The 23,244-nt window shown below is 50.2% G+C and carries 18 protein-coding genes and 1 pseudogene; 3 read left to right on the forward strand and 16 right to left on the reverse strand.

The window, feature by feature from the left end; genetic code table 11:
* Window positions 1-95 precede the first annotated feature (95 nt).
* The 16 genes from ltrA to ACX1C1_RS04740 all read right to left on the reverse strand — a co-directional run bounded on the left by ltrA (window position 96) and on the right by ACX1C1_RS04740 (window position 19,343).
* A complete protein-coding gene (ltrA, locus tag ACX1C1_RS04665; protein ID WP_458955974.1) occupies window positions 96-1,514 on the reverse strand; it encodes a group II intron reverse transcriptase/maturase in 1,419 nt (472 codons plus the stop codon).
* A gap of 477 nt (window positions 1,515-1,991) precedes the next feature.
* On the reverse strand, window positions 1,992-2,654 hold the full coding sequence (locus ACX1C1_RS04670; RefSeq protein ID WP_458955975.1) for a hypothetical protein: 663 nt from the start codon (window positions 2,652-2,654) through the stop codon (window positions 1,992-1,994).
* A 17-nt stretch (window positions 2,655-2,671) separates the two neighbouring features.
* On the reverse strand, window positions 2,672-3,991 hold the full coding sequence (locus ACX1C1_RS04675; RefSeq protein WP_458955976.1) for a peptidoglycan DD-metalloendopeptidase family protein: 1,320 nt from the start codon (window positions 3,989-3,991) through the stop codon (window positions 2,672-2,674).
* A 269-nt stretch (window positions 3,992-4,260) separates the two neighbouring features.
* Entirely contained in the window at window positions 4,261-6,726 is a 2,466-nt protein-coding gene (clpC, locus tag ACX1C1_RS04680) for an ATP-dependent protease ATP-binding subunit ClpC (protein ID WP_458955977.1), read from the reverse strand.
* Window positions 6,727-6,744: 18 nt separating this feature from the next.
* Window positions 6,745-7,818 (reverse strand): protein arginine kinase, encoded by a 1,074-nt coding sequence (locus ACX1C1_RS04685; protein WP_458955978.1) that lies wholly within the window; start codon window positions 7,816-7,818, stop codon window positions 6,745-6,747.
* Window positions 7,819-7,838: 20 nt separating this feature from the next.
* Window positions 7,839-8,366 (reverse strand): UvrB/UvrC motif-containing protein, encoded by a 528-nt coding sequence (locus tag ACX1C1_RS04690; protein WP_458955979.1) that lies wholly within the window; start codon window positions 8,364-8,366, stop codon window positions 7,839-7,841.
* A gap of 26 nt (window positions 8,367-8,392) precedes the next feature.
* Window positions 8,393-8,854: a CtsR family transcriptional regulator gene (locus tag ACX1C1_RS04695; protein WP_458955980.1), complete on the reverse strand. Its 462-nt coding sequence runs from the start codon at window positions 8,852-8,854 to the stop codon at window positions 8,393-8,395.
* 325 nt (window positions 8,855-9,179) lie between these two features.
* Entirely contained in the window at window positions 9,180-10,625 is a 1,446-nt protein-coding gene (locus ACX1C1_RS04700; protein WP_458955981.1) for an aldehyde dehydrogenase family protein, read from the reverse strand.
* Between the two features lie 133 nt (window positions 10,626-10,758).
* Window positions 10,759-12,138 (reverse strand): sensor histidine kinase, encoded by a 1,380-nt coding sequence (locus tag ACX1C1_RS04705; protein ID WP_458955982.1) that lies wholly within the window; start codon window positions 12,136-12,138, stop codon window positions 10,759-10,761.
* Window positions 12,138-12,818: a response regulator transcription factor gene (locus ACX1C1_RS04710; RefSeq protein WP_458957594.1), complete on the reverse strand. Its 681-nt coding sequence runs from the start codon at window positions 12,816-12,818 to the stop codon at window positions 12,138-12,140. Before ACX1C1_RS04710 ends, ACX1C1_RS04705 begins: the two co-directional genes overlap by 1 nt.
* Before the next feature lie 35 nt (window positions 12,819-12,853).
* Window positions 12,854-13,816, reverse strand: coding sequence for a FecCD family ABC transporter permease (locus ACX1C1_RS04715; RefSeq protein WP_458957595.1), 963 nt, complete (start codon window positions 13,814-13,816; stop codon window positions 12,854-12,856).
* A 124-nt stretch (window positions 13,817-13,940) separates the two neighbouring features.
* A complete protein-coding gene (isdE, locus tag ACX1C1_RS04720; protein WP_458955983.1) occupies window positions 13,941-14,891 on the reverse strand; it encodes a heme ABC transporter substrate-binding protein IsdE in 951 nt (316 codons plus the stop codon).
* Between the two features lie 44 nt (window positions 14,892-14,935).
* Entirely contained in the window at window positions 14,936-15,958 is a 1,023-nt protein-coding gene (gene isdC / locus ACX1C1_RS04725) for a heme uptake protein IsdC (RefSeq protein WP_458955984.1), read from the reverse strand.
* Window positions 15,959-16,215: 257 nt separating this feature from the next.
* Window positions 16,216-17,334 (reverse strand): heme oxygenase, encoded by a 1,119-nt coding sequence (gene isdG / locus ACX1C1_RS04730; protein WP_458955985.1) that lies wholly within the window; start codon window positions 17,332-17,334, stop codon window positions 16,216-16,218.
* A complete protein-coding gene (locus tag ACX1C1_RS04735) occupies window positions 17,335-18,333 on the reverse strand; it encodes a FecCD family ABC transporter permease (RefSeq protein ID WP_458955986.1) in 999 nt (332 codons plus the stop codon).
* The gene (locus ACX1C1_RS04740; RefSeq protein ID WP_458955987.1) at window positions 18,330-19,343 is read right to left on the reverse strand and encodes an ABC transporter substrate-binding protein; all 1,014 of its coding nucleotides are present in this window, start codon (window positions 19,341-19,343) and stop codon (window positions 18,330-18,332) included. Before ACX1C1_RS04740 ends, ACX1C1_RS04735 begins: the two co-directional genes overlap by 4 nt.
* 521 nt (window positions 19,344-19,864) lie before the next feature.
* Here ACX1C1_RS04740 and ACX1C1_RS04745 point away from each other — a divergent pair.
* The 3 genes and pseudogenes from ACX1C1_RS04745 to ACX1C1_RS04755 form a co-directional block, all read left to right on the forward strand.
* Entirely contained in the window at window positions 19,865-20,284 is a 420-nt protein-coding gene (locus ACX1C1_RS04745; RefSeq protein WP_458955988.1) for an NEAT domain-containing protein, read from the forward strand.
* 480 nt (window positions 20,285-20,764) lie between these two features.
* Window positions 20,765-22,327: an S-layer homology domain-containing protein gene (locus ACX1C1_RS04750; RefSeq protein ID WP_458955989.1), complete on the forward strand. Its 1,563-nt coding sequence runs from the start codon at window positions 20,765-20,767 to the stop codon at window positions 22,325-22,327.
* Between the two features lie 143 nt (window positions 22,328-22,470).
* Window positions 22,471-23,177, forward strand: a pseudogene (locus ACX1C1_RS04755) (transposase); the annotation flags it as partial.
* Window positions 23,178-23,244: the final 67 nt, after the last annotated feature.

The following is a 23,244-nucleotide window of genomic DNA, read 5'->3' on the forward strand; positions in this document are numbered from 1 at the left end:
CACATTATATTTATAATCGGGTAGGAGGCTACTCATTATTTGAGTAGCCGACCTCCCACACCACCGTACGTACCGTTCGGTATACGGCGGTTCCATTAGGACTGCGCAGTAACTTGTCGATAATAATCAGAAAAGAAGAGGAAACCTAGAGCATTTATAGTGGAGTTGTTAAGGGATTTGGAAAGGATAGGGCTGTTGGAGGTTCTCCAATAGCTCTTTCTTGTGTTTGCGTATTCCCATGCCTTCTGTTCGAGGATGCCGAATGATTTCAGTCGATCGAATTTTGTCCTGATTCGCTTCCATTGTTTCCAGTAGATCATGCGAATCCGTCTTCTCATCCATTCATCCGTCGTTTTGAGTAGCGACTTCATATCCGCTATCTTGAAGTAGTTGATCCACCCCATAATATAGCGTTTAAGCTTCATCGCACGGACCTCATTCCCCATTCCGTTGCTTCTCGACGTCAGCTCTTTAATTTTCACTTTCATCTTGGCAATGGCTTTCGGATGTATTCTGACCCTCGCTTGACCTTTATACCGATAGAACGAGAAGCCAAGGAATTTAACCTTTCCCACCTCATCCACGACCGTTTTCTCCCGATTTACTCTAAGGAATAGCTTCCCTTCGATGAAGGGAAGTATGTTCGTTAGAGAGCGCTCGGCGCTTTTCCTGCTTTTGCAGAAGATCAGCAGATCGTCTGCATAGCGCACGAATCGGTGTCCTCTGTTCTCCAGTTCCTTATCCAGTTCGTTCAGCATGATGTTGCTAAGTATTGGACTCAGGTTGCCACCCTGGGGCACGCCGATTTCTGTTTCCTCGAATTTGTGTTTGACTACGACTCCTGCTTTTAAGTATTTGTGGATGAGCGAGATGACTCGTCCATCTTTGATCGTTCTGGACAATACTTCAATTAACTTACTTTGATTTACCGTGTCGAAGTATTTCTCCAAATCCATATCTACTACATACTTGTAGCCCTCGTCGATGTTGGCTTGACTCTTCCGAATGGCATGGTGTGCACTTCGCTTTGGTCGAAATCCATAACTGTTATCCGAGAATTGCTTTTCGTAGATCGGCGTTAGCACCTGGGCAATCGCTTGCTGGATGACTCGGTCCACTACGGTCGGTATGCCTAGATTTCTCTTCTTTCCGTTCTCCTTCGGTATCTCTACCCTGCGAACGGGATTCGGACGATGCGTTCCGTCCAGAATAGACTGCTTGATTTTCTCTCCATTTTCTTTGAGATATTGTAGAAGTGCATCTACTGTCATCCCATCGATTCCATGAGAGCCTTTGTTTGCCTTTACTCGTTTGAACGCTTCGTTCAGGTTTTCGCGGCTCACGATCTTCTCAAGAAGTCTCTTCTCCGACTCGATTGCGTTGGTGTCATCCGTTTCGGCTATCCTCTCAGGAATGTGCACTCCCGCATATCCTTCGTGTTCCGCACTATTCTTCTGCGGCGAGCCTTCCATTGGAAGTTGGCTGCCCTTGGCTCCTGTATTGGTAGCTTTCATTGACGATCACCTCCTAAGATTCAGCCCTTCCCCCCTGCTGTCGACGGCAGGAGGTACTATGGCGTCTGCTGACTTCTCATGATAAATCTTGTTTCAACCGTGATTCGAAGCTAATATCTCTTCACGTCCATGAGACCTCCCACGGTAAGACGATTCACTTTCCTTCCATGCACCCGCACCATCTACACTGGCATGTCCGTGTAGTTCATTGGATTTCGCTTTGTTTGGCAAGCTCATCCCATATCCTGTGCCTTATGATGTTCGTGTTCCTCGGGTCGGAATTTTGCCTCCAGCTTCCTTCAGATTCCACCTCACGGTGGACACCCTTGCTCTTGGCTAGTGGTTGGTGACTACAAACCCCCACAGCGGACTTTCACCGCCTAGTTAATCGCCATGCGTGGCACACCAAAAAAGCACTCTCCAGTTGGGAGAATGCTTTCATGCGTCAATCACATTTCAACCTTAAAATATATGTCGTTATTGTTGTTTCTTAACCATTTCAAACTGATAGCCTGTCAACTTGGAGACTCCATCCGTCGTTGTAATTTCATACACAACTTTAATGGGTTGTTCGACCCTGACTATAAGATCAGCAGTAAGTGTACTAACCTTATCTTTATGTTCCACATCGATATTCACAACTTTTTCGATTGAACGAATATTGAAATTTTTATAACTGTAAGAGCTATTAATTCTATATCCGCCTACTACAGGGTGAAATGCTTTTGTTGATCGTTCTTGTATCACCTCTTCTGACATATAGTTTTGCAACCATGTTAGGAGTTCCACCCTTTGATCCTCTGTAAATGCAACTGAACTAGACATAGCTGATTGATAGATGTGTTCGGTTTCCTTCACCCACTCAAAAACCTGCTCTGCTGACAGGTCAGACAAATTCGCCACACTTTTGGAATTCACCAACGCAGGAAATGATTGTAATGATTTGCTAAATTCAACGGAATCTACTTCGGTTGGGTGTATAGGCGCATCGTCATATGATGAAGTTTCCGATTCATCACGGTGCTTTTGTTCATCTACTTCTGTTCCTGCCTGACTGGAAAGCTCCTTTTGCTCTGTACCACATCCTGCTATTACTGCGATTGTAATCACCGTTATTAGCATGCTTAGAAATATTCTCATAACTTGATTTGCCTCCCTTATTGATATTGAGGATGATTGTCCCAATAATCATCAATAACGTCAATTCCTGGTCTTGTTAAATATAATCCTATATCTCTCCAAGTTCCATCAAATCTACTTGCAATATGCAGATGTTTTCCAGTAGATGTCGGCCCCGTATTTCCCATCCATCCCAGATGATGACCTTTAGAGACATTTTGACCTACACTTACTAGTGGCGAACCCTCTAGGTGACAATATTTTGTTTCTAGAGTTTCGCCATTAATAATATCATGTTCAATTCTAACTTCCACGCCACAGGGCGCAGTTGTATTTGTTACAACAGTAGTGACCTCACCAGATCGCGTAGCTAGGATTTCATAGTCCCAGCTAGAAGTTGATGTAGAAGTGCTGTATCGTCCGATGTCAATTCCATCATGAGTTCTTCCCCCAGACCTCGGAATGCCAAACACGTCAGTTACTCGATTACTGCCAGGAACAGGCCATTCCCAATCCGGATAAAACCGCCAACGAAACAAGTAGGCATCGACCGCGTTATAAACATTAAGAAATCCCTCGACTCTTGCATAGTAAGTATGTGTCCCGCTTCCTGTTATATTAAGCGTGATCAACTCATCAGAATGACCAGCATTTGATGAACTGGCCACCAACACTTGACTTGAATTATAGACTTTCAAGTCATAGTCCGTATTATTCGGAAGGGAGCCCAGAAATACTTTTAACTGACCACCGCTATTAGAGTTTATCACAATCTTATAATAATCAAGATCACCAGCAGGGTTAATTAATCCATCATAATTAACACCTTCCGTCGCACTGTCCGCTGAGGAGAATGTACCATTATTTTCGCTTTCTGATCCTGAGTTCGCCAATATACTCATATTTGACTCTATCGTCGATATCCCCATCTGAGGTTCATTACTATTCAATAGACCAACTTCAGTTTGCAAATCTGTTAATTGGCCGGGTTCATTAGAATTAAAGTAATAGGTCTTAGATTGACTTCCATTATTCGATTCTGCAGTTATATGAAGCGCATATTCAATATTCCCAGCTAATTCTTCAAGTATATAGTTGTGAGTATTCACTGGTTCTGATATGAATTGAAGCATTTCCTTCTTGTCATTTCTCTTTGCGATGATTATTTCGCTCACTGATTGTTCCGTTGTCTGAAAAGTTAAATGATAGATACCGCTGTCGCTTATAATCTTCACATTTTCTATTTGAAGCGTTGTATTAGCATTTGAAATCCTCTCAAATGAAAATAAAGAACACCACAACAAAAGCGCAGAAATCAATAACAAAACAGTCTTTCTCTTAAATAAAATATCATTCACTGTATTATCTTCCCTTCTCAATTTTATTGAATAATATTGAATAACGGCAGAATTCCTCCAGTGAGGTACATTAAAATAATTACGCCCCTCCTCTCGCTCAAAATTAGAAACTTTTTACAATGTTGTAAACGAAATGATATCATATCCAAAAAAACAATCAACAACAATTTTTGTTTATTTAAACACTATTCAAGACTGATTTAAAAGCAAAAGCCCCGCATTCGTGTAAACGAATACGAGGCTTTTCTTGCTTTTACAAAACTTAATTGTTACTTCGTACTTGGTTCTTCTTGTACCTCTGCCGCCTGCTGCAGGTTCTTCATAACAACCAACCCGCCATCCTTCTCGTCGATGATGAAGGAATCGCCCTTCTGAATCAAGCCCATCAGCAGATCCTCGGACAGACGGTCCTCGATATGCTTTTGGATCGCTCTGCGGAGCGGACGAGCGCCGTATTGCGGATCGTACCCTTCCTTCGCAAGGAAGTTTTTCGCCGCTTCGGTGAGCGTGAAGTCCACTTGCTGCTCCTTCAGACGTTTGCGCAGCTCATCGGACATCAGCGTTACGATGCGAGCGATATGCTCTTCGCCCAGCGAATGGAAGACAATCGTCTCGTCGATCCGGTTAAGGAACTCCGGACGGAAGCTTTTCTTCAGCTCGGCCATCACTTTGTCCTTCATGACGATGAAGTCGCGGCCCGCGTCCTGTACAGCCGTAAAGCCGAGGGACGAGTTTTTCTTGATTTGATCAGCGCCAACGTTCGACGTCAGAATAATCAATGTGTTGCGGAAATCGACAACGCGCCCTTTGGAGTCGGTCAAACGTCCATCCTCAAGCACCTGCAGCAGGATGTTGAACACTTCCGGATGTGCTTTCTCGATTTCGTCGAGCAGGACAACGGAATATGGCTTGCGGCGTACCTTCTCGGTCAGCTGACCGCCTTCTTCGTAGCCGACGTATCCTGGAGGCGCTCCAACGAGTCTCGATGTCGAATGTTTCTCCATGTACTCCGACATGTCGATGCGGATAACCGCATTCTCATCGCCGAACATCGCTTCAGCAAGCGCTCTGGCAAGTTCCGTCTTACCTACACCCGTTGGTCCCAAGAAGATGAACGAGCCGATCGGGCGTTTCGGATCCTTCAGACCCGCTCTAGCGCGACGAATCGCACGAGAAACCGACTTGACGGCCTCCTCTTGACCGATGACGCGATCATGGAGAATTTCTTCCATCTTCAGCAGACGTTCCGTTTCTTCCTCAGCAAGCTTGCTGACCGGAATGCCGGTCCAGCTGGCAACAACTTGAGCGATATCCTCTGGCGTTACTTCGGAATCGGTGCGTCCTTGCTTTTCTTTCCATTGGTTTTTCGTAATATCGAGCTCTTCGCGAATCTTCTGCTCCGTATCTCGCAGCGCAGCCGCTTTCTCGAATTCTTGGCTTTGAACGGCCGCGTCCTTTTCCTTGCGGATATCCTCTAGACGATTCTCGAGCTGCTTGAGATTCGGCGGCACCGTGTAAGAATTCAGTCTTACTTTGGAGCTTGCTTCATCAATTAAGTCGATCGCTTTGTCAGGCAGGAAACGATCCGTAATGTAACGATCCGACAACTTTACCGCTTGCTCGATGGATTCATCCGTAATTTTCACCCGGTGATGCGCCTCGTAGCGATCACGTAATCCGTGCAAAATTTGAATTGCCTCATCCACCGAAGGCTGGTCGACCGTGATTGGTTGGAAACGACGCTCGAGCGCCGCATCCTTCTCGATATACTTGCGGTATTCGTCCAGCGTTGTAGCCCCGATACACTGCAGCTCGCCGCGTGCTAGCGCCGGCTTCAGGATATTGGAGGCATCGATTGCACCTTCCGCGCCGCCTGCGCCGATGAGCGTATGCAGCTCGTCGATAAAGAGGATGATATTGCCCGCTTGGCGGATTTCATCCATGATTTTTTTGAGACGATCCTCGAACTCGCCGCGGTATTTCGTTCCCGCAACGACAGAGCCCATATCCAGCGTCATAACTCGTTTGTCGCGCAGCGTCTCCGGAATTTCGTTGGCGATAATTTTTTGCGCCAAGCCTTCGGCAATCGCAGTCTTGCCGACGCCCGGTTCGCCGATGAGCACCGGATTGTTTTTGGTACGGCGGCTTAGCACCTGAATGACACGTTCGATTTCTTTGCTGCGACCGATAACAGGATCGAGGTTACCTTCTTTGGCATATGCCGTCAGATCTCTCGCTAGACCGTCCAAAGTAGGCGTGCTTACATTCGCGGGAGCCCCGTGATTGCTGGATACAGCTTCGCTGCTGCCCAGCAGTTGCAGCACTTGCTGGCGTGCCTTGTTCAGGCTGATGCCAAGGTTATTGAGCACACGTGCAGCTACACCTTCTCCTTCGCGGATCAGACCAAGCAGAATATGCTCCGTGCCGACGTAAGTATGGCCTAGCTTACGCGCTTCGTCCATGGACAGCTCGATGACCTTCTTCGCCCGCGGCGTGTATGCAATATTGTTAGGCTGCTCTTGACCACGGCCGATAAGCGCCTCGACTTCGTCCTGAATTTTCTCGAGCCCAAGACCGAGACCGATTAATGCCTTTGCCGCAATGCCTTCGCCCTCGCGGATCAGACCGAGCAAGATATGTTCTGTACCGATATTGTTATGGCCAAGCCGCACCGCTTCTTCCTGAGCTAGTGCCAGCACCTTCTGCGCACGTTCCGTGAATCTTCCAAACATCATATTCCTGCACCCCCATGATCAATCTTGGATTTCGACAACCTTAAGCTTCTCCCGGATGAGCTCTGCGCGTCTGACGTCGCGTTGCTCGGTACTCATCTTCTCGTTAAACGTTTGTTGCAGGTAACCCGGCTGCGTCATCACAAGCAGCTCGTTGAGCACTTGCGGCGTTACGTCCGGCAGCAGCTCCAGATCGTACCCTAACCGGACATCCGATAATCGTTGCGCCGCTTCCTTGGAATCCATAATCATGGCATGTGACAGAATACCGAAGGAACGTTTGACCCGATCCTCCGTCCGCAGCCTGGACTCTGCTAGAAGCCGCTTGCGTGCTGCCCGTTCATGCTCGATGATTTGTCTCACCACATCATGCAGATTGTCGATAATTTCCGTCTCGGATTGGCCCAGTGTTACCTGATTGGAAATTTGGAACAAATTGCCGAGCGCTTCGCTGCCTTCCCCATAAAGGCCTCGAACGGCAAGACCGACCTGCGTGACCGCCGTCAGGATTCGGTTAATCTGTTGCGTAAGCACAAGGGCTGGCAAATGCATCATCACCGAAGCCCGAATGCCCGTTCCAACATTCGTTGGGCAAGTCGTTAAGTACCCGCGTTTCTCATCGAAGGCGTAATCCGCCTCTTCTTCATAGATATCGTCAATTCCGCTTGCCAATGACCATGCTTCACCGATTTGGAAACCGGGATATAAACATTGGATGCGCAAATGGTCTTCTTCGTTAATCATTATGCTGACTGATTCGTTTTCGCTGAGCACGACGGCTCCGCCACGCGACTCATTGGCCAGATTGGGACTGATGAGATGTTTTTCGACGAGCACCCGTTTCTCCAGCTCATTGAGCTCGGATAACAGATGTGTCTCGAACGCACCAATCTCCCTCAGCTTGCCGGACTGGCTGACTTCCGCAAGCTGCTCGAGCACCTCGCTCGCCTGCGCGCCTGTTGCCAGCATCGGGAATGGCTGATGCCGCAAGTTACGCGCTACTCGCACGCGGCTGCTGATCACAACATCGGAATCCGGACCTAACGTCCGCATCCAATCACTTAATGCGTCTTGTGAGAAACGATGTTCCGACATCTTGCCTGCCCCCTTCCTCCTCACATCTCCGACATTTTACGCTCGAGCTCACGGATTTCGTCACGCAGCTCGGCTGCGCTTTCGAATTCTTCCTGTTCGATATGGGTATGCAAATCCTTGCGTAATCGTTCAATCTCGCGTCTGCACTGAATGCGACCGCCGGAGCGTTTGGGAATCTTGCCGCTATGTGTTGTACTGCTATGCACCCGCTTCAGAAGCGGATCCAATCGATCGGCAAACGCTTGGTAGCATGAACTGCAGCCAAAGCGTCCAATCTTGCTAAATTGCGTATACGTTAGTCCGCATTCCTCGCAGCGAATCGCCTGCTGCGGTGCGCCGGTCAGCGCGGAAGCGGAGCTTCCTATGGCGTTAAAGTCCAACAAGCCCGAGAGCAGACTGTGGATGGAGAAGCTGTTCGGTGAACCTGGAACGCCTTCGCCTCGTTCTCTGGCGCAGCCTTCGCAGATGTGGAACTCCGTCTTCTCACCGTTCACAATCTTAGTGAAATGAAGCGTTGCCGGCTTCTTGCCGCATTCTTGGCAATACAAGCCTCAGTCCCTCCTTCCGCTATATCCTATTTGACGAGCAGCGAGATCAGCATCGATCTCAGGAGCCTGGCGCGTAATTCATCCCGCAGCGGCAGCATGAGAGCGATCGTATCCCTATGGATCGCGGCACGTATCAGGTTCGACTCCCTTGATGTAATCATACCCGCTTCTTGGAGCTGATAAATCAGCCCTTCCGCCGCGCTTTGGTCGACGCTGTCGCCAACCGTTCGCTCGATATGATATTGCAAGGTCTTAAGCGCGGGCAAATTCACCCGCTGGATGCGGATATAGCCGCCTCCGCCACGCTTGCTCTCCACCATATATCCCTTCTCCAGTGTAAATCGCGTGCTGATCACGTAATTAATCTGGGAAGGTACGCAGGAGAAGCGGTCGGCCAAGTCGTTGCGCTGAATTTCCACCGCGCCTTCGTCGCTGACGTCGAGCATTTGTTTGAGGTACTGTTCAATGAGATCGGAAATGTTACGCAAATCACCAACCTCCCTGAGTATCGTCTTCGGAAAGCCAAATAACCGACAACTACACACATTGCTTTATAGCGCCACACTGCACTCATTACGAGCAGGTCAGGAACCTGCCGAGCACAATAAACATGTGCCGACTAACATCATATAGCTGACTTTGACTTTCTTTGACTTTAACTTCATTATACTCAAAAACATACAGGGGTCAAGATGCAATGTTCAAATTTTCTGACGATTCCGAGTTCTCTCATACGTGCGGGCAAAACGATAGCCGGAGCACCTCTATTATGTATCTTGGTGCGCTCCGGCCATATTTATACTATCACCTCATTCATTTCTTCAATCCTAATTGGCGATTCATGACAATCAGCTTCATCTCCGTCATCTCAAGCGCAGCATACTTGACGCCTTCGCGACCTGTGCCGCTTTCCTTCACGCCGCCATAGGGCATATGATCAACACGGTAAGTCGGGATATCGTTGATGATCACGCCCCCCACATGCAGCTCATCCGCTGCCCTGAGTGCCTGACCGAGGTCATTTGTAAAGATGCCTGCTTGCAGCCCGAAGCGTGAATCGTTGACCGCAGCAATCGCTTCATCCATGCCGCTCACTTTGGTAATCGTCACCACTGGCGCAAATAGCTCCATACAGCTAACGTTCATATCAGCGGCTACATCTACGAGCACAGTCGGTTGCAATGTATCCCCCACCAGCGCTCCGCCAGCCGCAAGCGTCGCTCCACCGTCCAGCGCCTCCTGGATCCAAGACTTAACCCTGTCCGTCTCGGTAGGAGCGATCATCGCAGACACGTCCGTATCGAGGGATAATGGATCACCGATCATTAAACCTTCCGTTGCCGCGCAGAACTTCTCGACGAACTCGCCATACAGCTCCTCATGAACGTAAATTCGCTGCAAGGAAATACAGACTTGCCCTTGATTCGAGAATGCTCCAACAACACATCTTGGTACGATAGCCGCAAGATCCGCCGCCGCATCGCGGTCTACGATCAATGCGGAGTTGGACCCAAGCTCCAGCGTTACCCGCTTAAGTCCAGCCTTCGCCCGCAGCGCCTTGCCTACCTCCGGACTACCCGTGAACGTGACCATCGCCACACGATCATCCTCCACAATGGCATTCCCGACAACACTCCCTGCGCCAGTCACAACGTTCAGTGCGCCGGGAGGAAGGCCCGCCTCGTGGAACAGCTCAGCGATGAAGTAAGCTGACAAAGGTGTTTGGCTCGCCGGCTTCAGCACGACTGTATTGCCGGCAGCGATCGCCGGACCGACCTTATGCGCTACTAGGTTCATCGGGAAGTTAAACGGCGTAATCGCACCGATGACCCCCAGCGGTTCGCGTACCGTATACGCAAGCCTGCCTTCCCCGCCTGGTGCAGCGTCAAGCGGAATCGTCTCGCCATGCAGCCTCTTCGCTTCCTCTGCCGCGAACTTGTACGTCTGCACCGTACGATCCACCTCGCCAAGCGCGAACTTGAGCGGTTTCGCCGCTTCAAGCGCGATCAAGCGAGCCGCCTCCTCTCTGCGCGCTGCGAGCAGCGTCGCGACTTGCTCCAAGATCGTAGCTCTGGCATGAGCGGGCATCGCTCTCATCGTCGACCTCACAGCATAAGCGGACGCTATCGCTTCACCGGCTTCAGCTTGTCCCGCAACTGCCACGTAAGCAATAACTTCCTGTGTATGCGGCGACTTCAACTCTCCATAGTGCACCGCCGCATACCAACGCCCGCCAATCCATAATGACTTGCGATCCAATCCATCCGCCTCCTCCCAAACTTATGTAGGACATTATAGCATAAGCGGCGTAAGCGGCGAGCGATAGAAGATTGCGAAGTGGGGCAAAGCCTGTCATTCGACCTGTTGCAAAGAAATAAGGTATATATCATCGTTACTGCACCGGCAGCTTCACCACAAAGGTCGTACCTGCTCCGGGCTGGCTCTCTACCTCGATCGTTCCCCCATGCAGTTGTACAATCCGCTGCACAATAGACAGCCCTAGGCCCGTACTGCCGGACTTTCTTTCTCGTGCCTTGTCTCCCCGATAGAATCGATCATAGACAAATGGCAGCTGATCCTCCGCAATGCCTTCGCCTGTGTCGGTGACTCGGATAACGCTGTATCCGTCAATCATTTGCCCCTGTACCTGAATGGAGCGACCAGCCGGTATATATTTGACCGCATTAGAGAGTAAGTTAGACCACACCTGCATGAGCAGCACTTCATCTCCGTACACCTGCATGCCAGCGGATACCAACAGCCGAACCGCGATCTCCTTCTCCGCCAGCTGCCACTCCAGAATTTGAAACGTCTGCCGCAGCTGCGGCTGTAACAAGAAGCTCCGCTTCTCCGGAATCTGCTCGGAGTGATCCAATGTCGAGAGCAGCAATAGCTGACGGCTCAACGTGGCTAGATGACGCGTTTCCTGCCCGATTATAGCGGCATACTCATGCACGCGTGACGGGTCCATTTCTTTGCCGAGCAGCGAATCCGCATAACCTTGTATAGATGCCAGCGGCGAATGAATCTCATGCGAGACATTCGCAACGAACTCCTTGGTACGGCGATCGGCTCTCTCCAGCTCCAGACTCATCATTCTGAAATGATCGGCAAGCTGTCCGATCTCATCCTTGCGCCTTGTCGGTAATTTGAGCTTATACTGCCCCTGCGCGATCCGTTTGGTCGCCTCCTTCAGCTGCACGATAGGCTGAACCAAGTATCGCGTGCTGACCATAAAGTACGGAACGCTGAAAACAACGGTTAAGATAAACATAAACAGGAAAAACGTGCGAAGCTCGTCAAAATGAATATTGCTGTCATGACGCAGGAACAAGGCGTACTCGTCGGCTCCCGCCGATACTTGTACGCCTACGGTGTTGCTCAGCTGATTGTCGAAATATCCGGAGGAGAATGCCCGGTTCGGGAATTGGGCGATCCCATGATATTCAGCCCCGCTGAGCACACCGGCTTTGGTCTCGTCACTCAGATCCTGTTGCGCAAATTCCCTGCCATAAAACAAATCGTTGCCGGCTTCATCAAATACATAGAGCTGATACCCCAGCTTTGACGTGATATTCAGCGTATCGCCCATCGCCTCCGGATGACCTTCAATATGGCCTTTGACCTCCAGCAGAGTGCCGAACAGCTTGTCGTCCTGATAAGGCTTCAGCGACCAATGATAATACACGTTGGCAATGTAGAAACCAAGGAAGCTGCTGATCAGAATCGTATATAACGTAATTAAGAATACGCGAAAATAGAGCGAGCGCATCAAGATAACACCTCAAGCTTATAGCCGACTCCCCGTATCGTATGAATAAGGAAGCCGCCGTCACCTTCAGAGAACCGTTTGCGCAGCCGCTTGATATGTACGTCGACCGTCCGTTCGTCCCCGCCGTAATCAGAACCCCAAATGAGATGGATCAACTCATCTCGCGAGAACACCCGTCCAGGATATTCGGCGAGCTGGGCTAACAGCTCGAACTCTTTGAGCGGCAGCAGCAGTACTTCATCACCGTCAACCACTTCGTAGTTTTTGCGGTCGATGACAAGCCGCTTTAATCGAATCTTGTCGCTGGAGGCAAAGGAGTATCGGCGGAACAGCGCCTTTACCCGGAACAGCAGCTCCGGCAACTCGAATGGTTTGGTCACATAATCATCCGTGCCGCTCAAATATCCCTGTTCCTTATCGCTGAGCTGATCTCTAGCGGACAGAATGATGATGGGAATATCGTAGTTTTTTCTTGTATATTCGCATAACGCAAGTCCGTCCACTTCTGGCATCATAATATCCATAATGACGAGATCGACTGGCTGATTCTCCAGTACATGCATCGCCTCTCGCCCATTCTGCGCTTCCAGCACCCGGAACCCTTCCTTCGTCATGTAATGACCGAGCAAGGACCGGCTATTGTAATCGTCGTCCGTAATAAGCAGCTGCTTCATCCGTATTCACCCACCTCCTTTTCGACAGTCCTTTCGGCCGCTTATTTGTACAGCTTGTCGCTTCGCTTCAGCATAATGATCAAGAAGGGTCCGCCGATCACGGCCATAATAATAGAAGCCGGAATTTCAGCAGGAGCCAGTACCGTTCTGCCGATTGTATCCGCTGCCAGTACAAGAAGGGCTCCACCGAGCGCGGAGAACGGAATGAGAAACTTGTAGTTCGATCCAACAAGCACTCTCCCGATATGCGGAACCAGCAATCCGACGAACATAATCAACCCGCCAATAGCTGTAGCGACGGATGCCAGCAGCACCGCGACCGCCGAGATCAACAATCTTACGCGCACGACCCTAAGACCCAAATTACGGGCCGTCTCATCGTTGAAGGCCAGCATGTTGCACCAGCCCCCGAGCAGCAGTGACAGAAGCAAGCCGATCCCGCCGAACAGTGCTAGGATCTGGACATCCTCCCATGTCTTCATGGTGAAGATCGATGAGATCGCCTGATTGACGCTCGTCACAGCATAACTTCCCCGATAATTAAATGATTGCCCGAGCCCAGTGAAGGTTGCATTGATCGCAATGCCGACCAAGATGAGTCGAAGCGGATTGAGTCCTGTACGCCAAGAAAGCGAGTAAACCAAGTAACAGGCTAGCGCACCGCCAAGCACGGAGAACAGCGGGGACCAGAAGTAGAGCATCGGGAACATCGTCACGACGGTTATCGAAACGAGTCCGGCACCGGATGAAATACCGATAATACCAGGCTCTGCGAGAGCGTTCTTCATCACCGCCTGCAACAATGCCCCAGAAACGGCCAATGCGGCTCCCGACAGCATAGAGACAAGAATACGCGGTAATCTCAAATCCTTTATAATTTCCACATTTTCATTCCCGCCGCTGAGCAAACCCCCAAACAGCTCCCCGAACGAAACTTTAATACTTCCTGTCATCGCAGAATAAACGGCGAGTCCAGCAAGCAACAGAACGGTCGCGAGCAGCATGCCGTACGGCCTCACTTTGGCTCGTCTTCTAGCTTTGACTTCTTTGCCGGCTACCGTTCCGCCTGCTCCAGTAGTCGATTCGATGTTCGTCATCGTTTTGTTCATCGTTCACAGTCCTTTGCAGCTATTCGGGGTACAACATCGGCAGCAGCGCTTCGAGCGCCTCCCCTACGGCCAAGTTACCAGTCGTACCGAATAGCGGCTCGGGAAGGTCATAAACACGATCATTCTGAACCGCCTTGAAATGGTGCCAAATATCGTTTTTCTTGAACTCCTCGTCAAACATCTTCACCACTTCCTCCGGCATACCATGCGCGGCGCGTAGTATAACATCGGGATTGGATTGATGCAGATACTCCGTATTGGAAGCCAGAAACTCCACCTTCTCGCCCTCCACAATATTGACGCCGCCAAGCAATCTGACCAGGTCGCCGATATACGAATGCTCCGTCGCTACAAGATAGCTGCCCGGTACACCTAACAGAATAAGTACTTTCGGTTGTTCCTTGCCTTCTGTAGCCTGACGAATCTTCTCAAGCGTCTGATCATATTCGCTAACAATCTCAGCAGCTTTGTCTTGCTTGCCGAATTTCTCTCCTAGCTTCATAATCTCGGCTTGCATTCGCTCCAGGCTCGTTAAATCGAGGAATGTGGCGTCGATCCCCGCGTTTTCGAAGACAGGCTCGAGGTCATACTGCAGCGTCGTGACCGACAAAACCTCAGTCGGCTTCAGTGATTTCACCAGCTCCATATCAGGGCTCATTGGGTTGCCGACCTTTGTTACCTCATCATACCGCTCTGGCAACGTCTTGACGCTTTTCGGAATACCGACTAGCTCGATTTCTAACAAATCCATAATCTGCGTGATCGCCACAGTAGTCGACACAATACGATGCTCTTGCGGCGCTTGCGTGTCCTCTGGCTCTACTTGGTTAGCCACTGTTTCCAGAGTAGCGCTCGGAGTGGCATTCTGCCCCTCGCTAGCAGGAGTTTGTGCGTCACCGCAGCCCCCCAATATGAGCAAGCACAGGATGATCCATGACCATACTGCGAGCTTGCCTCTGTGTCTCCACATCGCTTCAATCCCCCTATATCGGTATATCTGCTATCGATTCCGCCCTATTCAACTTTTTTCCTTCTCCAAATGTAGAAGCCGCCTGCCGCCAGAATGAGAAGCGCTACAATCGGCGTCCACCATACCAAACCGCTGCCGCCGCTTTCGCCTGCAATTTCACCGCTATTCTCATCCGCCGACTCTCCGGCTGCAAGCACCGATACCGTCTCGCCGCCTGAGACATCCGTATCCGCCTGCTGCGTCTCGCTCTCAGCGACTAATTCCGCCGTTTCCTTATCCCCGGATTCTTCTTTCACTGTCTCATTATTAGAATCATTGTCTGCTCCCGCGTCTTGCTCTGTTACTGGTGATGCAGACGACTCCACGTTTTCTTCCTTCGCCGCAGCTCCGCTATCCGTAGCTGTTGTTACCGGCGCTGTAGAAGCTGCTGCCTCATCCTTGGTTTTGCCGCTTGTCGCCCCTTCGCTTGTAGAAGCAGTAGACTGCGCACCTTCCTGTGCCGGCTTCACTGTTGCGGCTGGCTTGTTAGTTGCCGCGGGCTCTGCCGATACAGCAGCCGCCGGCTTCTCCGTCGGTTTCGACGTTGCTGTTGCGGCTGGAGCGGCACCCTTCACCAACTTAAAGCTGTCTGGATCAAACACGAATCGGATCGTGTAATCATGGTCATAATCGATCTCTTCGACCGTTACGTGTATTTTGGAGAGCATCGGCTTCGTGATGTCCGCAGAAAACTCAACTAAGCGCGTATCCGCTTTTTTGTTGGAGCTGATTACCTTTGTATCCACAAATGAGCCGCCGCTTCCCGGTACCTTGAACTCCGTCACCCAAAAGCTATGGTTGATAGTAACGCGGATCTTCGCCTTGCCATCCTTGATCGTCACCGTAGCCGGTTTCTCCCAGTAGTCGTTCGCCATGGAGACAGAATCGTTCTCCGCCTTCAAGATCAGATAATCCGCCGTATACGTTCCATCCGCCAAATCTCCCGCAGCCATTGCGCCAGCAGGCCAAATCAACAGCGCTATCCATAATGCGGCTAGCATGCCGCTTATCATCACTTTTGCCTTCAACGTTTTCCCATCCCTTCGTCATTCCGTCCCATGAAACCCAACCCATTATCGATCTCAATACCTAATCATGATAATGATAATTATTATCACTAATAATCCTACCAAGTTTTTCTTTGCACTGTCAACCCTAATCTTTTAAAATTCTTCCATTATTTTGTAACGATCCTATGCCTTTGAACAATGATTTAGCCAGCCATTCATGCAAAAGGGCTTCGGGAGCCGACAGCATACTCCCGAAAGCCCATTCATAGTTCCTGTTACACGCTCTGAGCTTCAACCTCAGGCAGCGGATTTCGGACAATCTTGACATCGTAGAAAGCAATTTTGTTAGAAATGATGTATTCCGGTGTCTCGCGATGCTGATGGGATTCGCGGAATGCTTCGCTGCGTGTCCAGCCTTGGAAATCCTCTCTGCTCTCCCAACGCGTGCTCACCGTCACCTCGTCGTACTCCTTCGTATTCTCGGTCAGCATAACCTCAAGACCCAAGAAACCTTTCATTGCTTCCACTTTACCCACCTTATTAAAGCGTTCGATGAGTTTCACTCCATTGCCCTTTGTAATTTGCGACACGTTCGTAACGATAACCATTGTCGATTCCTCCCCAGATTGTGGTATTGGCATTATGACAGGATAAGCGCCTTGCAGTTCTACCTTGGCTCTTATTCCAAAAACACTAAGCATAAATCGAGCATCGATGACCGATTTCGGCGGCCCACTTGCCGCGATGCGTCCGTCTTCCATTGCGATCAAATAATCGCTGTAAGCCGCCGCCTGCTGCAGATCATGCAGCACCATGACGATCGTCAGCCCCAGCTTGCGGTTCAGCATCCGCAGCATCTCCATCAGCTCTAGCTGATGCGATAGATCCAGGTACGTAGTCGGCTCATCCAGCAGCAAAATCTCGGCTTCCTGTGCGAGCGCCATGGCGATCCTTGCCTTCTGCTGCTCTCCACCAGACAATGTGTAGAACATACGATCCTCGTTATGACTAATCCCTACAGTCGTAAGCGCCCATGTAACAGCCTTCTCGTCTTCCTGAGTGAGCCTGCTGCGAAAAGCGGATTGCCTGGGCGCGCGTCCTAACGACACAAGCTCACGCACGGTCATGTCCGGCAATTGCCCCTTCTCCTGCGACAACGTGGACACTAGCTGTGCGAATGACTTACGTGCGTATTCGTCGCCGAGCCGCCCATCGTAAGTAATGACCCCTCCGTCCGGTTTCGTCGTCCTAGCCAGCAGACGCAGCAACGTCGACTTGCCTGATCCGTTGCGTCCGACGATTGCCGTAATCTTTCCTTTCGGCGCAGACTCGGTAATGGTATGAAGCTCGAACCGCTCTTGCTTGTAGATCAAATCTCTTATCTCGATGGCCATCTATCGAATCAGCCTCCTCTTCTTGAGCAGCATTAGGAAAAACGGAGCTCCGATACATGCGAGCAATATACCTGCCGGCAGTTCTAGTGGATCGAACCAGCTTCGCGCTGCCGTATCGGCAATGACCATAATAGCCGCTCCACCTACGATCGAATACGGCAGCAGATAGCGGTAATCTTCGCCGATGAGCAGCCGGACCGCATGTGGAACGATCAGTCCTACGAACCCGACCAATCCTGCGACGCTGACAGCCGCTCCGGCAAGCAAGGCCGCGAGCGTTACAACCATGAATCGCTGGCGTTCCACATGCTGACCCAGCGACGAGGCCGATTGATCGCCGAGCATGAGCAAATTCGTCGTCTTGGCCGCGAAGGGCACGAGCAGCAGCCCGACCGCCGCGTACGGTAGCATAAATTGCAGATGGGGCCAGCTTCTTCCGCTGAGGCTGCCCGATAACCAAGGCAGCACGCTCTGAATCCGGTCGCTGTTCAGCACCATGATGCCGTTCATCACGCCACCGAGCAAAGCGTTCACTGCAATTCCCGCCAATACGATTTTTACTGGAGAGCTGCTCCCGTCCCATGCCAGCAGATAGATGATTAACGAGGATATCAGCGCTCCCGCGAAGGCAAAGCCCGGCAGCAGATATGCGAATTGCGGGAATAACACAAGCGCAATAACCGCAGCCACCCCGCCTCCTGCCGACACACCGACAATACCGGGATCCGCGAGCGGATTGCGCATAACCCCTTGCAGCAGGGCACCGGAAGCAGCCAGGCATGCACCGACCAGCAGACCAATCAATACACGCGGCAAGCGCAGGTTCCAGATGATCGACTCATGCGCGGTATCGCCAGTGCCGAACAGCGTCATCCATATGTCTGCCGGCGAGATCGACACCGACCCGCTCCCGATGCCATATAGCAGAGACAGAATGAGTAAAGGGCCTGTCGCGATTGCCATCCACTTTCTTCGATTTTTCCTCTCCTTCACGCTCATGGTTCAAGCAGCTCCGTCAGCAGCTTCACGGCTTCCGCCACCCGTGTTCCCGGATTTGTACCAAACAGCTCTGCAGGAAGCACATGAATACGACCGTCATGTACAGCCTCGAGCGAATTCCATGCCGGGTTTCCTTCCATCTCACGAACGAAGCCCTGCTGTACTTCCTCCGAGTTGCCATGTGTCATAATCATGATCACATCCGGATTCGCTTCTACGACACGTTCCGTATTGAGCTGTGCGTAGTTGGGATAATTCTGGAGCCTCGGGAATTCAGCTGCCATATTGCGACCTCCTGCGGTCTCCAGCAAATTTCCTGCTAGCGAATGCGGCAGCGCGGCCAGATATGTTCCTGGCGCTCCATATACCATCAGAACGCGCGGCGCATTGTCCGTGTTAACAGGTTTCAAGGCTGCCAATTCGCCATCTAACTTCGCGATCAGCTCCGTCGCCTGTTCTTCCCGCTCCAGCAGTTTGCCGAATAGCTCGATTTGCTTCCTAATATCTTCAATTGAATTTCCTTGCGTCAGTACGATCTTTGCCCCAATGCTCTCTAACTGTGGCACGTCGTTTCTATTGATCGGATCATTGCCGAGCACGACATCCGGCTTCAGCGATGCAATCTTCTCCAAATCAACGGTATGAACAGACCCTACAACAGGCACATCCTCCACCTTGTCCTTGAGCAGACCGCCATTATCCTCCGGGCGGCCGACTACGGACGCGCCTAGCGCATACACAATGTCGACCTCGCCATTGCCGAGTGCCACGATCCGGCCAGGCGCTACTTGGAACGACACTTTCCGGTCTGCGAAATCAACAAGCGCGATCCTTCCTGTCTCATCGCTCTCTCCTGCAGCTCCTGCGCTGCAACCGGCAAGCAAGCCTGTCGCCATAAGCGTTGCTAGCAGCGCTAGCAGCGACCTCCTCATCGTGACGTTACGTCTCGCGATCCTGACCCTGCCAAATTGTCTCTCTGTCTCTATTTCCTTTATAATTGCAGCTTTCAATGCACGTAATCCTCCAACTTCTGCCTCTATTCTTTGAGAGAGATTATCAATAACAGCTTCACAAGGATTTTACTCGTCGTATATGAACGGAGCGTGAACTTCAGATTACAGTTTTCAAATCGTACAAACATCTCCTTCAACTCCCCCCCCTGATTGGATGGTATTGGAAAAATGTAATATAGAATTCATACTCCGTTCATAATCGAGTTGTAAAATTCAGTTTGTCTAAGGCGATGTACACGCCAGACCAGGTTCTGATAGTGAAGGACGGCGTATACCGGTGCGTCCGATCTTCCATTGCAGAAATTTTTTTTGCAACATGAACGATAATGATTATCATTATCTTAACATCAATGCCTATTTCTGTACCCTTACTTCTTGCTTTTTAAGCTAAAGAAAGGAGAGTCTTCACCACAGCCTGCCTAAGTGCAGGCATGCTTTAAACATTTTCATTTGGTCCTGACCAAACGTCTCCCAATCGCGGAGACAATTATCCCGCAAACTAAAGGAGAGATCTTGTTATGAAAATTTCATTAAAAAAATTGCTACCTGTAATGCTAATGGCCCTGGTACTTTCTGTCGTGATGATCGTGAACTCCGCTTCCGCCGCAAGTAGCCTGGACTTTAATATCGTAAAAGCTGCTGATCCTACTCAAATCTCAGCTGCCGACGGCTACGCAGTTAAACCTGCATCTCTGGCCACTGATGGTCAAACGGTAACACTCGGATTTACGACTTCTTTCCTGTACAGCATTAACGGCCTGAGCATCTCATATGACAATGGCGCAACTTACACGCCATACACGGGCTCTACTTCGGGAGGCAACATCTACTATACGTTCCCGATCTACGATTTCACTAGTAATGCAAAAGCGAAAATCTCCGTTACGGTATTCGGTCTGTACAATCAGACCCACGAGATCGAAATCGAGTGGCTGTAATACGCCGCGCGTAATGGGACACGGTAAGGGCTGGCGCGCGAAAGCGCTCTTGCCCTTGCTTCCCGCTTGAACGTGAGAGCACCGCTTCCGGGATCGGGATCGGTGTTTTTATTTGTAATCTATTGTTCACGCCCCGTTCATAATCGGCTTGTATAATTCCTTTGTTGGTCAAGATGGGTAGGGTGTCGTCGTTCTGCGAAGGTAGAGGTTGCTATTGCCCTCTCACCGCGCAGTTTTTTTTGCAGATATGTTGATAATGATTATCACTATCTATAATTTCAGCTCGATCTCTTTCATTTGACGAGACATCCTACGAAAAAGGAGGCATATGGAATCAAGCAACGTATCCCCGGCTGACGCCTTCGCCCGTTTTATCCGTTTTGGGCGGAGGCTATACAGTCTAGCGTTTAACTCCCATAACGATGTACCACACAAGGAAAGGTTACGCAAACCAATCGATCTTAAAGGAGATAACCTATCATGAACAGACAACTTCGTAAATTCACCTCATTCCTGATGACACTGGTGCTGCTTCTATCCGTCTTTTCGGCTGCCGCAGCAGCAGATTCGCAGTCGGCATCCATTCAAGCGCTTCCTGCCGACGGCGTGTACGACGTACCGTTCCGCTACTTAAAGGATGATGGTTCCGGCGCGCTCTCTTCCATACATACCGGCTATGCCGTCGAAGGAACAGGCAAGCTGACGATCAAAGAAGGCAAGACTTCCTTCTCTCACGAAATGAAGAACATTCCCTACTTCAAGCATGTTGCCGTTCTGAAAGAAGGGCAAGAAAAGGCCGTCATCACAAGAAGCGGGCAAAATACTGCGATCATTGAGGGCGATCTTGTACGTTACGAAGCCGGATCCTCGACACCGATCGAGAACTCCGCCGCGCAATCCGGCATGGTGTCGTTGACCATTCCAAATCTTTACGAACAGCAGGTTGTACTCTTGCACATCGAGATGACGACTCCCGCCTACTCGGCATGGCATAACGTCGTTCTGCAATTGGACGTATCTGAACTGCCGCTGCCCGAGGGCGAGTTTAACATTCCGTATCAGTATTTGAAAGATGATGGTTCCGGCGCGCTATCTTCCATCCACACCGGCTACGCGGTTGAAGGAACGGGCAAGCTGACTGTCAAAGAAGGCAAGACTTTCTTCTCGCACGAAATGAAGAACATTCCCTACTTCAAGCATGTTGCCGTTCTGAAAGAAGGGCAAGAAAAGGCCGTCATCACGAGAAGCGGGCAAAATACAACGATCAATGAGGGCGATCTTGTACGTTACGAAGCCGGATCCTCGACAACGATCGAGAACTCCGCCACGCAATCCGGCACGGTGTCGTTGACCATTCCAAATCTTAACGACGAGCAAGTCGTGCTCTTGCACATCGAGATGACAACTCCGGCTTATTCGGCATGGCATAACGTCGTTTTGAAGCTTGATCTATCCGCGCTGCCGTTTGTACCACAGGAAGACGATGGCAACGAGCAAGAGCCGCCGGCTATCGTTTTCACGGATATCCATGCTCATTGGGCCAAATCCGACATTGAAAAATCGATTGCACGTGGTTTTGTGACTGGTTATACCGATGGCACCTTCCAACCTGATGCAACTATCTCGCGAAGCGAGTTCGCCGTCATGATTAGCCGTGCACTTGGCCTGAGCATCAATGGAGCACCTAATATCCCTACAGATTATGAGAAAATTCCTGTTTGGGCCCAGCCACATGTAGCACGCGTCGTAACAGCAGGCATTATTGAAGGCTTCGAAGACGGTTCCTTCCGTTCGGAAGAACAACTTACTAGAGCTCAACTTGCAGTCATTATTGCACGTGCAGCCAGACTTACTTTAGATGCTGATTCCACACTTACTTTCAATGATTCAGAAACAGTCCCAACATGGGCCAAAAATGAAATATCCGCCGCGGTTGCAGTAGGCCTGATACAGGGTAAAGATGGTAACATCTTTGATCCGAACGCGACTGCTACCCGTGCCGAGGCGTTGACGCTTATCATCCGCTTATTGGAACGCAAATAGCTACAAGCACCATAAGGGGCTGTCCCAAAAGTCATCGTTAGATGACTGAGGGATGCCCCTTCTTCAATTTGTAAAACAAAAAGAAACCTATCTTTGGTAAAATGGAGGTTCCACCCAACCACAAACCAAAGGAGAGGTTTCTTTTGTACATTCAATATACCATGGACCAACTTCATCTGCCAATGGATTTGGAGGACGACATTCCTCTAAATCATCTCGTTCACGTAGTTAACGAAGCAGTCAATCGCCTGGATGACAAGATCTTTCAGGATGCTTATCCAGGTGGAGGACGAGACAGCTATCACCCCAAAATGCTCACCAAAGTAATCATATATGCATACACACAGCGGATTTACTCTTCTCGCCAGATTGCCAAAGCTATCAGGGAAACGTCATGTTCATGTGGATTGCTGGTAGACAACGTCCAGATTTCCGCACCATCAATCGCTTTCGTTCTGAGCGGATGCAAGATATAGTAGAGACCGTCTTCACTGGCGTGCTCCAGTTTCTTGCTGAAGAAAAGTATGTGAAGCTTGAGCATTACTTTGTCGATGGTACTAAAATCGAAGCGAATGCGAATCGGTACACGTTCGTCTGGGGCAAGGCAGTCGTGAAGCAGAAAGCTAAACTTCAGGAAAAAGTACATATGTTGTTTGCCACCATTGAAGCGGCGGAAAGACAGGAAGATCAGGAGCAGGCAGGACAAGATCTGACTGAGCTTGGCGAAACATCTGAGCTGACGAGCGAAAAGCTGGAGTCGGCTGTTCAGCATTTGGAAGAGAAGCTGCAAGCTCGGCCCAAGGACAAGCCCCTTAAGAAAGCCGTGCGTGTCCCTAGCAAGAGGTTCTTGGTGAACGAAACAGCTTTAGCAAGACCACAATTTGCTCAAGAAAGCAGCAATAGACCAAAAGCCAGAG

Source organism: Paenibacillus sp. strain BS8-2 (genome assembly GCF_054483835.1).

What these genes read in the sequence shown, in the direction of transcription:
- ltrA (WP_458955974.1), bottom strand. Translation starts at nt 1,514, where the DNA reads ATGAAAGCTACCAATACAGGAGCCAAGGGCAGCCAACTTCCAATGGAA.
- ACX1C1_RS04670 (WP_458955975.1), bottom strand. Translation starts at nt 2,654, where the DNA reads ATGAGAATATTTCTAAGCATGCTAATAACGGTGATTACAATCGCAGTA.
- clpC (WP_458955977.1), bottom strand. Translation starts at nt 6,726, where the DNA reads ATGATGTTTGGAAGATTCACGGAACGTGCGCAGAAGGTGCTGGCACTA.
- ACX1C1_RS04685 (WP_458955978.1), bottom strand. Translation starts at nt 7,818, where the DNA reads ATGTCGGAACATCGTTTCTCACAAGACGCATTAAGTGATTGGATGCGG.
- ACX1C1_RS04705 (WP_458955982.1), bottom strand. Translation starts at nt 12,138, where the DNA reads ATGCGCTCGCTCTATTTTCGCGTATTCTTAATTACGTTATATACGATT.
- ACX1C1_RS04715 (WP_458957595.1), bottom strand. Translation starts at nt 13,816, where the DNA reads ATGCTGCTCGCGACCGTTCTGTTGCTTGCTGGACTCGCCGTTTATTCT.
- isdE (WP_458955983.1), bottom strand. Translation starts at nt 14,891, where the DNA reads ATGTGGAGACACAGAGGCAAGCTCGCAGTATGGTCATGGATCATCCTG.
- isdG (WP_458955985.1), bottom strand. Translation starts at nt 17,334, where the DNA reads ATGGCCATCGAGATAAGAGATTTGATCTACAAGCAAGAGCGGTTCGAG.
- ACX1C1_RS04735 (WP_458955986.1), bottom strand. Translation starts at nt 18,333, where the DNA reads ATGAGCGTGAAGGAGAGGAAAAATCGAAGAAAGTGGATGGCAATCGCG.
- ACX1C1_RS04745 (WP_458955988.1), top strand. Translation starts at nt 19,865, where the DNA reads ATGAAAATTTCATTAAAAAAATTGCTACCTGTAATGCTAATGGCCCTG.
- ACX1C1_RS04750 (WP_458955989.1), top strand. Translation starts at nt 20,765, where the DNA reads ATGAACAGACAACTTCGTAAATTCACCTCATTCCTGATGACACTGGTG.